Genomic DNA, 14429 nt, shown 5'->3' with positions numbered 1-14429 from the left:
GGGTGGACGCCGTGGCTGAACTGAGGGCAACGGACCGGGTCGTCGTGGTCGGGGCGGGCATGGCGGGCGCACAGGCCGCCCTGAACCTGCGACAGGGTGGCTGGCAGGGCGCGATCACCCTGGTCGGCGAGGAACTCCACCTCCCGTACGACCGGCCGCCGCTGTCCAAGGACGTGCTGCTCGGCAAGACCGACGCCACCGCCTTCGAGATCGACTGGAGCGACCTCGGCGTCGAACTGCGCACCGGCCACCGCGCCACCGGCCTGAACGCCGGCGTGCTGCACACCGACCGCGGCGAACTCCCGTACGGCGCCCTGGTGATCGCCACCGGCGCCGACCCGCGCACGCTGCCCGGTCTGCCCGACGCCCGCACCTTGCGCACCGTCGACGACGCGCACGCGCTGCGGGCCGCGCTCACCCCCGACAAGCGGATCGTGCTGGTCGGCGCGGGCTGGATCGGCGCCGAGACCGCCACCGTCGCCCGCGCCCTGGGCTGCCACGTCACCGTCGTCGAGGCCGCCGCCACCCCGCTGGCCGGGGCGCTGCCCGCCGAACTCGGCACCCTGATGACCGACTGGTACGCCGCCGCCGGCGTCGAACTGCGCTGCGGCGTCGGCGTTGCCGGGGCCGCCGACGGCGGGGTGCTGCTCGCCGACGGCACCCACCTGCCCGCCGACGAGGTGGTGGTCGGCATCGGCGCCCGCCCCGCCACCGGCTGGCTCGCCGACAGCCCGCTCGCCCTCGACCCCGACGGCACCGTCCCGGTGGACGACCGGCTGCGCACCGCGTTGCCCGGCGTCTGGGCGGTCGGCGACTGCGTCTCCTACCCGTCCGCCCGGTTCGGCACCCGGCTCGCCGTCCAGCACTGGGACCACGCCCTGCACTCCGGCGGCGCCGTCGCCGCCTCGGTGCTCGGCACCCTGGACGCGCCCTACGACCCCGTCCCGTACTTCTGGTCCGAGCAGTTCGACCGCATGGTGCAGTACGCGGGCCGGCACGCCGGTGCCGACCACCTGCTGTGGCGCGGCTCCCCGTCCGAGCGCGACTGGACGGTGCTCTGGCTGCGCGACGGCAAGCTGGTCGCGCTGCTCGCCGTGGACCGGCCGCGCGACCTCGCGCAGGGCCGCCGCCTGATCGAACGCGGCACGGTGCTCGATCCGGCGCTCGCCGCCGACCCGGCCGTCCAGCTGAAGGCCGCCGCCGGGTAGCGGGTGGGTAGGCTGGGTGCCGTGAGCAAGATTGATCCCAAGATTGACGCCCTGGTCCCCGCGTGGCTGTACCTGCCCGACATCTCGGAGCGGTGGGGCGTGGTGATCACCGAGGTCCGCGACATGGTGAAGAACCGCACCCTGCTGGCCGTCCGCCGCGGCGCGAACAACTCCCTCCAGGTGCCCGCCGACTTCATCGAGGACGACGGCCCGGTCAAGCACCTGGTCGGCACCCTCACGGTGCTCCGCGACTGCGGCTTCTCCGACGAGGAGATCCTCGAGTGGATGTTCACCGAGGACCCGTCCCTCCCCGGCAGCCCGATCCAGGCCCTGCGCGAGAACCGCGGCACCGAGGTCAAGCGCCGCGCCCAGGCCATGGCACTGTGACGCCCCGGCAGCAGCTCGCCGACGCCAGGCTCTACCTCTGCACCGACGCCCGGCGCGAGCAGGGCGACCTGGCCGACTTCCTGGACGCCGTGCTGGCCGGTGGCGTCGACATCGTCCAGCTCCGGGACAAGAACCTGGAGGCCCGCCAGGAACTCGAGTACCTCGAGGTCTTCGCGGACGCGGCCAAGCGCCACGGCAAACTGCTGGCCGTCAACGACCGTGCCGACGTCGCCTTCGGCGCCCGCCCCGACGTGCTGCACCTCGGGCAGGACGACCTGCCGGTGGCCGTGGCCCGCGCCATCCTCGGCGAGGACGTGCTGATCGGGCGCTCCTGCCACTCCGAGGCCGAGGTGGACGCGGCGATCACCGAGCCCGGCGTCGACTACTTCTGCACCGGCCCGGTCTGGCCCACCCCCACCAAGCCCGGCCGCCACGCCCCCGGCCTCGACCTGGTCCGCCACGCGGCTGCCGTGAGGCCTGTCCGGCCGTGGTTCGCGATCGGCGGCATCGACCAGGACAACCTCGACCAGGTCCTGGCCGCCGGCGCCACCCGCATCGTGGTCGTCCGCGCCCTCACCGCCGCGGAGGACCCGGGCGCGGCGGCGGCACAACTGGCTGCCAGGCTGCGGTAGGTGGGCAGGGAGGGGGGCGCGAAACTGGGGGCGCGGGGAACTGCGCGACAAGCGCAGGCCACGTCCGCAAGGTCGCGATCAAGTGCAGGTCATTGTCCTGCGTCGCGATCTTGCGGTGGGGTGCCTTCCGCTGCGCGCAGTTCCGCCCCCTCGCTTCGCTGGGGGTACCCCCAGCGCCCCTGGTTGCGCTCTCGCTGGTTTCTCGCCCCGGTCGCCGTTCTCGCCACGGCAGTGGCTTTCGTCGCGCAGCGGCCGTTGCATCACCGTGCCGGGTGGCAGCCGTGGCTCGGGACGGTCAATGCGGCGGTGTTCTGGTCGTTGGCCGCGTTGCCGCTGTCGGCCGTGCTGGTGCGGGTGCTCTCCCGGCGCCGAGCCGCCTTCGCCGAGGTTGCCATGGTGCACGGGACGGTGCCGTGGGTTTGGATGATCCTGCTGCCGGGCCCGGGGGCGGGTGTCGCGCCCCGACGGGTAAGCCTGGTGCCGTTTCGGGACCTGTACGAGGTCCTCTCCCAGGGCACGCCGGTGACCGCGACGGTGCAGATCGGCGGCAACCTGCTGGTGTTCGCGGCGCTCGGCTTCTTCGCGCCGATCCGGTTCCGATCGCTCACGGTGCCGCGGGTGCTGGCGCTGGGTGCGGCCTGCTCGGTGCTGGTGGAGACGGCCCAGTACGTGCTGTGGCTGGACCGGGTCTCCTCGGTGGACGACGTCCTGCTGAACGCCGCCGGCGCCGGGCTGGCCGCACTCGCCTCCCGGCGGTGGCGGGACCGCTGATCAGTACTTGCGCACCGTCGCCGCGTCCGCCAGGGCCTGGAGCACCTCGCGGGTCGGGCCGTCGGCGATCGGCGCGTTGTGCAGGGCGGTCAGTGCCTCGGTGAGCAGCTGGTCGATGCGGGCCTCGACGATCGCCGGGGCGCCGCTGGCGGAGATCAGCTCGCGCAGCTCGGCCACCTCGTCCGGGGTGAGGTCGGGCGCGCCGAGCCGGGTGTCCAGGGTCTTGGCGTCGACCTCCGAGAGGCCGCGCATCGCGTGGGCGACGAGCAGGGTGCGCTTGCCCTCGCGCAGGTCGTCGCCGGCCGGCTTGCCGGTGACCGCCGGGTCGCCGAACACGCCGAGCAGGTCGTCGCGCAGCTGGAAGGCCTCGCCGAGCGGCAGGCCGAAGTTGCCGAGCGCCTCGACCAGGTCGGGGCCGGCGCCGGCCAGCAGTGCGCCGACCTGCAGCGGGCGCTCGATGGTGTACTTCGCGGACTTGTAGTGGAGTACCGTCCGCGCCCGGTCCAGCGCGTCGGCGTCGGTGGAGTCGCCGGCCACCGGCTCCAGTACGTCGAGGTACTGGCCGAGCATGACCTCGGTGCGCATCAGGTCGAACGCGGGCTTGGCGGCGGACACTGCAGGGGCGGGCAGGCCCGAGCGCTGGAACAGCTCGTCGCACCAGATCAGCAGCAGGTCGCCGAGCAGTACCGCGGCGGACGCGCCGTACTGTTCGCGGTCGCCGCGCCAGCCGTTGGCCCGGTGCATGCCCTCGAAGCGGCGGTGCACGGACGGCAGGCCGCGGCGGGTGTCGCTGCGGTCCATCAGGTCGTCGTGCACCAGGGCGCTGGCCTGGAGCAGTTCCAGGGCGGCCGCGGCGCGTTCGATGCCGGGTTCCTCGGCGCAGCCGCCGGCCGCGCGCCAGCCCCAGTAGCAGAACGCCGGGCGCAGCCGCTTGCCGCCGTCGAGCAGGAACTCGCGCAGCGCGCCGGCGACCGGACCGAGCTGGTCGGAGATGCCGGAGAGCAGGGCGGTCCGTTCGGCCATGAACGCGCTGAGCGCGGCGTTGACGCGGTCGCGCACGTCCTCCGCATCGACGGGGTTGCGGGGAAGACGGATGGAGGAGGGCACCTGGAACTCCGGATAGATTGGTCTGACAGTCAGACTAACGCCCCCGCCTGGGTGCACTCGTCCGCCGACGCCCGGGCCGGACCGCCGGGACGCGCCCGGGGAATCTCGATTACTGTCTCAACCCCTGGACTCGGTTTGTCCGGGCCGCGCCGCCGAAGGCTAACCTGCCTTCATGGCACTCGGGATTCCCTCCACCAGAAGCGACCGCGCCCAGACCGTGCGCGACCTGCTGGCGGCAGGCGACCGCTCCTTCTCCTTCGAGTTCATGCCGCCCCGCAACGAAGAGGGCGAGCGCAAACTCTGGGACGCGATCCGCCGCGTCGAGGCGCTCGACCCGAACTTCGTCTGCATGACCTACGGCGCCGGCGGATCCTCCCGAGGCCGCACCGTCAACCTGGTCGGCCGGATCGCCACCGAAACCACCCTGACCCCCGTCGCGCACCTCACCGCCGTCGACCATTCGGTGGCCGAACTGCGCAACATCATCGGCCAGTACGCCGACGAGGGCGTGCGCAACGTGCTCGCCGTCCGCGGCGACCCGCCCGGCGACCCGATGGGCGAGTGGGTCCGTCACCCCGACGGCGTCAGCTACGCCTACGAACTGGTCGAACTCATCAAGGGCATCGGCGACTTCTGCGTCGGCGTGGCCGCGTTCCCGCAGATGCACCCGCGCTCCAGCGAGTGGGACGAGGACATCAAGCACTTCGTCGCCAAGTGCCGGGCCGGCGCGGACTACGCGATCACCCAGATGTTCTTCGAGGTCGAGGACTACCTGCGGCTGCGCGACCGGGTCGCCGCGGCCGGCTGCGAGACGCCGATCATCCCGGAGATCATGCCGGTCACCAACATCCGCCAGCTGGTCCGCTTCCCCCAGCTGTCCGGCTCCGACTTCCCGCCCGACTTCCGCCGCCGCCTGGAGGCCGCCGCCGACAACCCGGCCGAAGTCCGCGCCGTCGGCCTCGAACACGCCACCGTCATGGCCGAGAGACTCCTCGCGGAAGGCGCCCCCGGCCTGCACTTCATCACCCTCAACCACAGCACCTCGACGCTGGAGATCTACCAGAACCTGGGCCTCCACAAGCACTGACCGCCGTCCGGGTGGACGGGATGCTGTGGTGTTTGCCCGGAGGCGGTACAGTCGCCCGCAATCGCGCGGTGATGGTGGCGTCTGGAGGTTGCGGGGATGGGCATCGGAAACCTGTTCCTCTATGGCGCGTTGGCGCTGGTCGCGGTCTGGCTGACGGCCGAACTGCTGCTGCAGAACCGGGCCGCGCTGCACTGGCGGGCGCTGGCCCTGGTGGGCTTCCTCGGGGTGGTCGCGGGGATGACGCAGTCCTCCGTTCCGGTGATAGTCGCGGGCGCCGCGGCCTTCGCGGCCGGGCAGGCGATGGTCACCCTCTCGGTCAAGCGCGGCCGCCCGGTGGGCTGGTCGCTGCGCCGCGCGGACGGCACCCTCCCCGGCCCGCTGGCCAAGGTCCCGCTGCTGGCCGCGGCCACCGGCGGGGCGACCGCCGCGGCGGTGGTGGCCGCGGCGGCCCCGAAGGTCGGCGAGGTCGGCCCGGTCGAGGACGAGCCGGTGGACGAACAGCCGTACGCGTACGAGGAGTTCCAGGAGATCGACGCGGGCATCTACACCGACGAACCGGTCGCCTACCAGCAGCAGCCCGACCAGCAGCAGTACTACTACCAGCAGCCGGAGCCGCAGTTCGGCCACCAGCAGCAGGCCTACCAGGACCCGTACGCCCAGCAGCCGCAGCTGATCGGCTACGACGAGTACGGCCAGCCGGTCTACCAGTACCCGCAACAGCAGCAGTACCAGCCGGAGCAGTACCAGCAGCAGCCGTACATCCCGCAGCAGCCGGGCGAGCAGCAGCACAACTGGGGCTACCAGCAGCAGTACTGAGCGGCCGTCAGGCCGGGCCGACCAGCCCGGCCGTGATCGAGGCGGACATCCCGACCCGGGCCAGCCCGCCGCCGGGATGGGCGTACCCGCCGATCAGGTACAGGCCGGGCTCGCCCGCCTCGTTGGCCTGGCCGAGCCGCCCGCCGGCCAGCGCGGGTGCCGGGACGGAGGCGGTCAGCCGGGTCTCCCGCCAGCGCAGCCGCGCACGCAGGTCGACGCCCGCGGCGGCCAGCCGGGCCAGCAACTCGTCGGCGTAGGCGTCCTGCTGAGCGTCGGTCAACTCCATCCCGGCCGGAACGGTGACGGTCAGCACGGCCGCCTCGGAGTCGGGCCCGGGCACCAGCAACGGGTCGTCCGGGCGCAGCAGTTGGACGGTGGGACGCTCGGGCAGGGTGCGGTCGGCGAAGACCGCGCGGGCCTCGGCGGCGACGTCCGCGCCGTGCAGCACGGTGCGGTGCGCGGTGCCGGCCGGGCGGGCACCGTTCAGCGCGAGCAGCACCGTGAAACGGCCGGGCGCGGGCTCGGCGGGCGCGGCGACACCCAGCCCGGGAACGGCCGACAGCACCAGGTCGGCGGCCAGCGTCCCGTCGTCGGTGCGGACACCGGTGACCCGGCCGCCCGAACGCTCCAACTCCCGTACGGGCGTGCCGAAACGGAACTCGACCCCGCGCTTCTCGCAGCGCTCGAACACCGCGTCGGCGAGCGCCCGCAGACCGCCGTCCACGTACCAGACGCCGAACGACTGCTCCATGTACGGCAGGACGGTCGCGGAGGCGGGCGCGGTCAACGGGTTCAGGCCGTACCGCAACGCGTACTCGGCGAGCAGCGCCGACGGGCCGGGCGCACCCGCCAACTCCTGGGCGGTGACATCGGCCAGCGTGTGGCGCCCGCGCGGCAGCAGCCGGGACAGCCCGCGGCGCGGCGGCACCGGGTACGGATCGGCCGGGTCGACCGCCGGACGGGGCTCCTCCAGCAGCGGACGGCGGGTGGCCTCCCACACCGTGCGGCCCCGGTTGACCATGTCGTTCCACCGCGCACCCGCGCCCGCGCCGAAAGCCCCGTCCAGGGCCTCGCCGACCCCGCCCCGGGACGCGTTCGGCAGCACCAGCTCGGTGCCGTCCGCGAACAGGTGCCGGCTCTCCGGATCCACCGGCCGCAACCCGACCAGCTGCTCCAGCGGCTCCCTGCCGGTCTTCAGCGCGAGGTCCCGGTACACGGCGGGCAGCGCGAGCAGACCCGGCCCGGTGTCGAACCCGAACCCCTCCCGCCGGTACGCCCCCACCTGCCCGCCGTACGTCCCGGCCGCCTCCAGCACCGTCACCCGGTGCCCGAGAGTGGCCAGCCTGGACGCGGCGGCCAGACCGCCCATACCTGCGCCGACGACGAGAATGCGAGCCATGGCAGGAGATCTTATGCGGCCTTCACGTGGCGCTGCCGGGGAGTGCCCGCCTGCGAGGGCGCGTCCACGTTCAGGTCACTGTGCGGGGTCGCGATCTTGCTGCCGGGTGCCTTCCGCCTCGCGCAGTTCTCCCCCAGCCCTGGCGGGCTGGGAGGTGCCCCCACGCGGCCCCTCGTTGCGCTCTCCCTGGTTTCGCACCCTTGCCTTCGCCTGCCGGCGCTCCTTGCGGCGCAGCCAGAAGCGTCGGATCCGGGACACCGCGAACCACACCAGCAGCACGCCGAGCAGCAGCAGGACCGCCGCCGCCGAGGCGGCGAGCCAGGGGTGGAAGACCGCGAGGGTCACCAGGCCCGCCACGGAGAGGTCTTCGGCGAGGCTGACCAGGATGTTGGTGGCGGGTTCCGGGGAGGTGTTCACGGCCATTCGCAGGCCCGCCTTGACGCCGTGGCTGAGCAGGGCCGTCGTTCCGCCGATCGCGCCGGCGGCGACTTCGCCGAGGGAGCCGGGGTCGTGGGCCGCCATCAGGGCGCCGACGGTGGCGCCGGCGACGGGGCGGACGAAGGTGTGCAGGACGTCCCAGACGCTGTCGACGTAGGGGATCTTGTCCAGCACGGCCTCGCAGAGGAAGAGCGCGGCGGCGGCGATCAGCACGTCGGTGCGTTCCAGCACCGGCGGTACCGTCTCGGCGCCGCCGAAGCGGCCGAACAGGCCCAGCAGCAGCACCACGGCGTAGGCGTTGATCCCGCTCGCCCAGCCACTGGTGAAGATCAGCGGAACGGCTCCCACCACGGCCCCCTTCGCCCGCCCGGCTCTCGGGCGGAAATCCGGCCCACCGTACCCGCCCCCGCCGACCGCCGGGGGTGTCTGAGTACGCGTACTCAGATCACCGGTTGAGTACTCGGGCGGGTTCCCGCTGTGACGCCGCGACGGCACAGTAGTGGGCAACGGGAAGGCCGCCGCCGGGTGAGCCGCCCGAAGCGCCCGGGGCAGGCCACCGTCAACGGGGGACAGCTGGCCCGCACCACAGGCCCTGGGCGCGACCAAACGGCCGCCCGACGGGGCCGGGCACCGCCGACACGGGGCGGCGGAGCCCGGCTTCGACCGGGGGAGCGGCCGTGGGGACGACCGGCCGGGCACGAACGGTCCGGAGTTGTCAGACCCCCCGTTCACGATGGATGCATGACCGGGCCGACCGGCCCGGGCAAGGTCCGGAGTGAACGGGGGAGACCCATGACCATCAGCCGTCCTGAGCCTGTCGCCCGCCCTGCCGTCGATCAACCCACCGTCGACCAGCCCACCCTGCCCGCCGCGCGCGGAGCCGACGTCCACCCGGTGCTGCGGCGGGTTCCCGCCTCGCCGGCCGCGCTCGAACTGCTCCGGCACGCGCACCGCACCCTGGTGCACGCCCGCGGCCGGCAGGATCCGCTGGAGCGCTACGCCACCGCCCATCTCGCCGCGCTGCGCGCCACCGCCGCCGTGCTCGCGGTCCGCGGCCGTCCGGAGCGCAGCCCGCGCCGCCGGCACGCGATCCGTCCGGCCTGGGAGCTGCTGTCCGAGGTCGCTCCCGAACTCACCGAGTGGGCCGCCTACTTCGCTGCCGGCGCCCGTCGCCGCGCCGCCGCCGAGGCCGGCATCGCCGGTGCCGCCGGGGAGCGCGACGCGGACGACCTGATCCGCAACACCGCCCTCTACCTGCGCATCGTGGAGCGGATCCTGGCCGTGCACCCCTGAGCCCGGCACCGGCGCCGTACCGGAGGCGCCCTCTCCGGCCGGATAGGGTGAGGGCGTTCCCGCCGTGGAAGTCCTGCCTATGAGGGGTGCCGCCTTGTATCCGACTCGTCCCCGCAGTGCGCTGCGTACCGCCGTGGTGTGGGAGGTGCTGCGGTCGGCGCTGGAGCGGCGCTCCGCCGAGCTCGGACGGCCGGTCCTGGAGGTCGTCGACACCGGCGGCGGCACCGGCAACTTCGCCGTGCCGGTGGCCCGGCTGGGCCACCGGGTCACCGTGGTCGACCCCAGCCCCGACGCGCTGTTCGCCCTGGAACGGCGGGCCGCCGAGGCCGGGGTCACCGACCTGGTGCGCGCCGTTCAGGGAGACACCCAGACGCTGCCCGAGCTGGTTCCGGCCGGCTCGGTCGACGCGGTGCTCTGCCACGGCGTGCTGGAGGTCGTCGACGACCCGGCCGAGGCGCTCGGCAACCTGGTCGGCACGCTCGGCAAGGGCGGTCTGGTCAGCCTGCTCGCCGCCAACCGCAACGGTGCCGTGCTGGCCCGCGCGGTGGCCGGCCAGTTCGCCGACGCCCGCGCCGTGCTGGACGCCCCCGACGGCCGCTGGGGTGCCGGAGACCCGATGCCCCGCCGCTTCACCGGCGACCAGCTCGGCACCCTCGCCACCGACGCCGGCCTGAAGGTCACCTCGGTGCACGGTGTCCGGGTCTTCGCCGACCTGGTCCCCGGCGTCCTGGTCGACACCGAGCCCGGCGCGTTCGACGCCCTGCTCAAGCTGGAGCTGGCCGCCGCCGAGCAGCCCGCCTTCCACGCTGTCGCCACTCAGCTCCACCTGCTCGCCGAAGCGGTCTGACCGCCCGGAGACGCGTACCGGGGCACCAAGTTGCGGGTCCGCTCGTTGCAGAGGTGCGGGCCCTGCGTCGCAGTGGCCCGACCCACGCCTGATTGACCACGCCGAACAGGGCCGGTGGACCGTATGATCTGGGTAAAGCCGGTAAGCATGACGGCCAGACCGGTGGGGCATATGGACCACACAGGCCCGAGCCAGGGGTGGCGGACCGGTCGCCCCGCGACCGACGAGTAGGAGGACTCCGTGCCGCTCTCGGAGCACGAGCAGCGACTGCTCGAGCAGATGGAGCGAGCGCTGTACGCCGAAGATCCCAAGTTCGCGTCAGCGCTTGAGGGAACCGGCCTGCGCACCTACACCCGTCGGCGGGTCTACCTGGCCGCGGCGGGGTTCGTGGCGGGCATCGCGCTGCTCATGGGCGGCCTGGTCGCGCAGGTCATCTGGGTCAGCGTGGTCGGGTTCCTGGTAATGCTGGGCTGTGCGGTCCTCGCGGTCACCGCGTGGCGTCGAGGCCCGGCCGGACACGGTCCACGGCAGGCGGCAGCGCCTCGCCGGAAGACCGGTGTCGTGGACCGAATGGAACAGCGCTGGCAGCGGCGCCGCGATGAGCAGAGCGGGCTGTAGCGCAACCGGAACCAATACAGAGATCCGCCCGAGGAGGGAGTTTTCCTCCTCGGGCGGATCTCTTTTTGCACTGCCGGGGCGGTCAGTCCTTCGGCGCCCGCCGGAACGGCCGGGGCAGCCGGTCGCGGACCGCTGCGCGGACCCTGGCCGTGCGTTCGGCGGTGCGTTCGCGGAGGGCGGCCACGCGGTCCTGGGTGCGCCACCAGAAACGGACGGTGGAGGCGGGCAGCAGCAGGGCGCGCAGCCGCCGGCGGCGGGTGGCCTGGGTGAGCAGGCCCGTACGGACGGTGTGGACATCGCTGCCGAGTTGCGGGGACGGGTCGGACTCGCGGGCGTACATGACGCGTTCGGTGGCGAGCGCGACCCGGCCGGCGGCCTCGGCGGCGGCGGGGGCGAGGTGGGCGTCCTCGGCGAGCCGGCGGGCGGCGTTCCGGGGAGTGCGTGCCTCGTCCGGGGGCAGGCCCAGGTCCCAGGCGGAGTCGACGAGTTCGGCCCAGGCGGCGAGCACCTGCTCGTCGCTGAGCCGGGGCCCGTCGGCGCCGGGCGCGTGCCGTCCGACGCCGAGGCGGCGCTTGCGGAGCCGTCGCCGCAGCACCATGGGCGTGGCCGCCAGGACGAGCAGCAGGAGCAGGCCGGCCGCGGCGAGCAGGGCGGGCCAGGTCTGCCACCACGGGGTGCTGGTGGTCCGGTGCTCGGCAAGCACGGCCTCGTCGGCGCAGTCGCCGATCCGGTGCTGCTGCTGCGTGCCGCAGGAGCTGGACGCGGACGGCCCGGCGGAGGGCTGGTCGGCGGACGCGGAGGCGCTGGGCTGGGTGCTGGGCTGGGCCGAGTTGGAGGTCTTCGGGAGCGAGTACAGCGGGACGGTGCCCCGGCCGGGGGTGGGCTCGAAGCGCATCCAGCCGAGGCCGGAGAAGTACAGCTCGGGCCACGCGTGGTAGTTGGAGCTGCGTACGATCCGGTTGGAGGCGTCGCCGGTGCCGGGGGTGAAGCCGATGGCGACCCGGGAGGGGATGCCGAGCTCGCGGGACATCGCGGCCATGGTGGCGGCGAAGTGCACGCAGAAGCCCTCCTTGTCCTGGAGGAACTTGGCGATGGCGTCCGGCCCGGTACGCGGTTCGATCTTGGTGTTGTAGGTGAAGTCGCCCTTGGTGAAGTACTGCTGGAGGGCGACGGCCTTGTCGTACGGGTTGTCGGCGCCCTGGGTGATCTTCTTGGCGGTCTCGCCGACCACGGAGGGCAGGTTGTTCGGCAGCCCCAGGTAGCGCCGGGTGATGTCCTCGGGCGGCGGGGCGGCCGCGCGCAGTTGGGTGGCGTCGGCGGCGACGCTGTACGAGCCGACCTTGTACGACAGACCGTTGGTCTTCTGGCCGTTGACGGCGGCCACGGTGCGGGAGGTCTTGTCGAAGCGCCAGTTGCTGGTGGACGGCAGTTCCATCCAGGACACCGGGTACGGCATCGGCAGCCAGGTGGTGCCGAGCCGGTCGGAGATCTTGATGTTGGTGTTGACCGTGGTGTTGGAGATGCCGGGGCCCTGGCCCTCGGGCTGGGGCAGCGTGGTCGGCAGCGGCTCGGCGGACTGCTCGCCGGCCTTCCACTCCGCGCCGTCGAACTCGCTGAGCGCGGCGACCCGCAGGTAGAGCTGGTCGGCGTCGGTGGCGTTGGTGGAGAAGCGCAGCAGTTCGGTGTCGTCGTTGGCGCGCAGGTTGGCGGTGAGGGCGACCACCAGGTTGAGCGAGCGTTCGTCGCCCGCCCCGGTGCCGCTCCCGTTGCCGTTGCCCTGGCCGCCGAAGCCGCTGAACAGCCCGGCGCCGGTCGCGGGCGCGAGGGCCGGCAGCAGGACGGCGGCGGCCAGCGCGATCAGACCGACCCGGCGGCCGCCGTTGGACATCGCCACGGCGGAGCGGCCGGTGCCGTGGAAGACCCGGCCCCAGCGGGTGAGCCGGTCCTGACCCTCGGTGTACAGCAGGACCAGGTAGCCGGCCGCGGCGAACAGGAACCACAGCCACATGCCGCCGGGCGAGTCGGCCAGGCCGCAGCCCACCGAGTACAGGGCCAGCAGCGGCAGGCCCGCGGCGGCGGCCCGGCGGTAGGTGACGGCCAGGGCGTCGACCAGGACGGCGACCAGGGTGACCGAGCCGACCACGACCAGCCGCAGGCCGTCGGTGGTCGGGGCGGGGATCGCGTACTCCTGGATGTCGCTTCCGCCGGAGGCCAGCAGCGTGGAGACGGCGTCCAGCGCGCCCGGGCCGGGCAGCACGCCGAAGCTCATCGCGGACTGCACGGTGGACAGCATCAGCACGTACAGCACCGCGAGCAGCTGGAGCGGCAGCACCAGGGCCCGGGGCAGCGGCAGGGCGCGCAGGCCGGAGCCGACGGCGGCCGCGGCGACGATCATCAGCAGGCCGTGCGGGGCCAGTGCGAAGGAGTCCTTGAACAGCGGGGACAGGGACAGCGCCGCCAGGGCGGTCGCCAAGGCAGCGCAGAGCGTCAACTTGGCCCGGGTGGTCACGCGCCGACCTCGTCTCGGTAGGGAACGGAGTTCTGGGTGCGGTCGGCGGCCCGCCACAGCGCGGGCAGCGAGTCGCCGGCCCGCACCGGGAGGACGGTCCAGCCGGCCGCGCGCAGCCGGCCGACCGCCGAGTCGGTCTGCTCGTCGGATGCGTCCGGGAAGAGGTGCCGCAGGCCCGCCCAGGTGCCGGTGTCCAGCAGCAGGGCGACCGCGCCGCCCACGCGGCGGCGCAGCCGGGACAGGCGCTCGATCTGCTCGTCGTCGAGGTCGCCGACGATCGCCACCAGCAGGCCCTCGCCGCCCAGCCGCAGCACCTCCTCGGCGCGGGCCAGGCCGGTGCCGTCGGAGTGCTCGACCACGGCGAGGGCGTCCAGCAGCACGCCGACGCTCTCGGCGGCGGTGGTGGCGGAGGCGCCCTGCTGCGGGTGGGCCCGGCCGGTGTCGGTGAGCAGCCGGGTCTGGTAGCCGCGCTGCACCAGGTCGACGGTGACCGAGGCCGCGCAGGACACCGCCCATTCGAACGAGGAGGCCGGGCCGGAGCCGCGGTGCGCGATCTCCCGGGTGTCCAGCAGCACGGTGGCGCGGGCCCTGAGCGGCTGCTCCTCCCGGCGGACCATCAGCTCGCCGTAGCGGGCGGTGGACTTCCAGTGCACCCGGCGCAGGTCGTCGCCGTGCCGGTACTCGCGCGGGATCACGTCGTCGTCGCCGGCCAGCGCCAGCGTGTGCGTGTTGGACTCGCCCTGCCCGGCGGACTCACCGGGCAGCCGCACCGGCGGCAGGTCCTGGACCTGCGGGACCACGGTGAGCACATCGGCGGCGCTGAACGCGCGGGTCAGCTCGCACATCCCGAACGGGTCGGACAGCCGCAGCTGCAGCGGGCCGAGCGGGTAGCGGCCGCGCAGGTCGGAGCGGACCCGGTAGGACACCTCGCGGAAGCCGCGCGGCTCGACCCGGTCCAGCACGAAGCGCGGACGGGGCCCCAGCACGTACGGGACCTTGTCCTCCAGCAGCAGCAGGCCGGTGGGCACCCGGGAGATGTTGTCCAGCCGCAGGTGCACCCGGGCCTCCTGCCCGGCCGCCGCACGCTGCGGGCTGAGCCGGCGGCCGGAGGCGACCCGGTAACGGGTGCGCACCAGCAGCAGCGCGGAGGCCAGCGGCAGCATCGCGAGCAGCACGCCGACCTGGAACAGCGCGCTCTGCCCGAACAGGTACGCGCAGAGCGCGGCGGTCAGGCCCGCGGCCAGGAAGGAACGCCCGCGGGTGGTGAGCCCGCTCAGGGCGGCGCGCAGCCCGGAGGGCCGGGTGGGGCCCGCCACC

Annotated in this window: 14 protein-coding genes; 9 read left to right on the top strand and 5 right to left on the bottom strand. The window is 73.8% G+C overall.

The genetic code is table 11. From position 1 onward, the window contains the following. Positions 1-2: 2 nt before the first annotated feature. The 4 genes from ACFYST_RS09670 (at position 3) to ACFYST_RS09655 (ending at position 2998) form a co-directional block, all read left to right on the top strand. Complete coding sequence (locus ACFYST_RS09670; RefSeq protein ID WP_387861155.1) at positions 3-1208, top strand: NAD(P)/FAD-dependent oxidoreductase; 1206 nt, start codon at positions 3-5, stop codon at positions 1206-1208. A 21-nt stretch (positions 1209-1229) separates the two neighbouring features. After that, positions 1230-1595, top strand: coding sequence for an Rv2175c family DNA-binding protein (locus ACFYST_RS09665; RefSeq protein ID WP_387643735.1), 366 nt, complete (start codon positions 1230-1232; stop codon positions 1593-1595). Then, positions 1592-2227 (top strand): thiamine phosphate synthase, encoded by a 636-nt coding sequence (gene thiE / locus ACFYST_RS09660; RefSeq protein WP_387861154.1) that lies wholly within the window; start codon positions 1592-1594, stop codon positions 2225-2227. Before ACFYST_RS09665 ends, thiE begins: the two co-directional genes overlap by 4 nt. Before the next feature lie 306 nt (positions 2228-2533). Beyond that, positions 2534-2998 (top strand): VanZ family protein, encoded by a 465-nt coding sequence (locus ACFYST_RS09655; protein WP_387861152.1) that lies wholly within the window; start codon positions 2534-2536, stop codon positions 2996-2998. Here the strand turns inward: ACFYST_RS09655 and ACFYST_RS09650 are convergent, their stop codons facing one another. Beyond that, on the bottom strand, positions 2999-4105 hold the full coding sequence (locus tag ACFYST_RS09650) for a polyprenyl synthetase family protein (protein ID WP_387643743.1): 1107 nt from the start codon (positions 4103-4105) through the stop codon (positions 2999-3001). Positions 4106-4277: 172 nt separating this feature from the next. On the opposite strand from ACFYST_RS09650, the gene metF reads away from it, so the two are divergent. Both metF and ACFYST_RS09640 read left to right on the top strand, forming a co-directional pair. Then, positions 4278-5192 (top strand): methylenetetrahydrofolate reductase [NAD(P)H], encoded by a 915-nt coding sequence (gene metF, locus ACFYST_RS09645; RefSeq protein WP_387643745.1) that lies wholly within the window; start codon positions 4278-4280, stop codon positions 5190-5192. 96 nt (positions 5193-5288) lie between these two features. Next, a complete protein-coding gene (locus tag ACFYST_RS09640; protein WP_387643747.1) occupies positions 5289-6008 on the top strand; it encodes a hypothetical protein in 720 nt (239 codons plus the stop codon). A 7-nt stretch (positions 6009-6015) separates the two neighbouring features. Here ACFYST_RS09640 and ACFYST_RS09635 read toward each other — a convergent pair whose 3' ends face one another. Together ACFYST_RS09635 and ACFYST_RS09630 are read right to left on the bottom strand one after the other, a co-directional pair. Continuing rightward, positions 6016-7407 (bottom strand): phytoene desaturase family protein, encoded by a 1392-nt coding sequence (locus tag ACFYST_RS09635; RefSeq protein ID WP_387861150.1) that lies wholly within the window; start codon positions 7405-7407, stop codon positions 6016-6018. A gap of 75 nt (positions 7408-7482) precedes the next feature. Beyond that, positions 7483-8193: a DUF4126 domain-containing protein gene (locus tag ACFYST_RS09630; protein ID WP_387861148.1), complete on the bottom strand. Its 711-nt coding sequence runs from the start codon at positions 8191-8193 to the stop codon at positions 7483-7485. A gap of 444 nt (positions 8194-8637) precedes the next feature. On the opposite strand from ACFYST_RS09630, the gene ACFYST_RS09625 reads away from it, so the two are divergent. From ACFYST_RS09625 to ACFYST_RS09615, 3 genes are all read left to right on the top strand, one after another. Next, positions 8638-9138, top strand: a complete 501-nt coding sequence (locus ACFYST_RS09625; protein ID WP_387861146.1) for an SAV_6107 family HEPN domain-containing protein — start codon at positions 8638-8640, stop codon at positions 9136-9138. Between the two features lie 94 nt (positions 9139-9232). Continuing rightward, on the top strand, positions 9233-9985 hold the full coding sequence (locus ACFYST_RS09620) for a methyltransferase domain-containing protein (protein ID WP_387643758.1): 753 nt from the start codon (positions 9233-9235) through the stop codon (positions 9983-9985). 240 nt (positions 9986-10225) lie between these two features. Beyond that, complete coding sequence (locus ACFYST_RS09615; RefSeq protein ID WP_387643760.1) at positions 10226-10603, top strand: DUF3040 domain-containing protein; 378 nt, start codon at positions 10226-10228, stop codon at positions 10601-10603. Positions 10604-10685: 82 nt separating this feature from the next. On the opposite strand, the gene ACFYST_RS09610 is transcribed toward ACFYST_RS09615, so the two are convergent. Together ACFYST_RS09610 and ACFYST_RS09605 are read right to left on the bottom strand one after the other, a co-directional pair. Further along, positions 10686-13112: a transglutaminaseTgpA domain-containing protein gene (locus ACFYST_RS09610; RefSeq protein WP_387861144.1), complete on the bottom strand. Its 2427-nt coding sequence runs from the start codon at positions 13110-13112 to the stop codon at positions 10686-10688. Further along, positions 13109-14428: a DUF58 domain-containing protein gene (locus ACFYST_RS09605; RefSeq protein ID WP_387643766.1), complete on the bottom strand. Its 1320-nt coding sequence runs from the start codon at positions 14426-14428 to the stop codon at positions 13109-13111. Before ACFYST_RS09605 ends, ACFYST_RS09610 begins: the two co-directional genes overlap by 4 nt. Between the last annotated feature and the right edge of the window lies 1 nt (position 14429).

The sequence above is a fragment of the Kitasatospora sp. NPDC004614 genome (genome assembly GCF_042873675.1).
Lineage (GTDB): Bacteria > Actinomycetota > Actinomycetes > Streptomycetales > Streptomycetaceae > Kitasatospora.
The sequence above is the reverse complement of the archived record's forward strand: the minus strand, read 5'-3'. Positions and strand labels throughout refer to the sequence as shown.

Bases quoted from the DNA above. Each gene is read 5' to 3' on its own strand.
- metF (WP_387643745.1), top strand. From the start codon at position 4,278: ATGGCACTCGGGATTCCCTCCACCAGAAGCGACCGCGCCCAGACCGTG.
- ACFYST_RS09640 (WP_387643747.1), top strand. From the start codon at position 5,289: ATGGGCATCGGAAACCTGTTCCTCTATGGCGCGTTGGCGCTGGTCGCG.
- ACFYST_RS09635 (WP_387861150.1), bottom strand. From the start codon at position 7,407: ATGGCTCGCATTCTCGTCGTCGGCGCAGGTATGGGCGGTCTGGCCGCC.
- ACFYST_RS09625 (WP_387861146.1), top strand. From the start codon at position 8,638: ATGACCATCAGCCGTCCTGAGCCTGTCGCCCGCCCTGCCGTCGATCAA.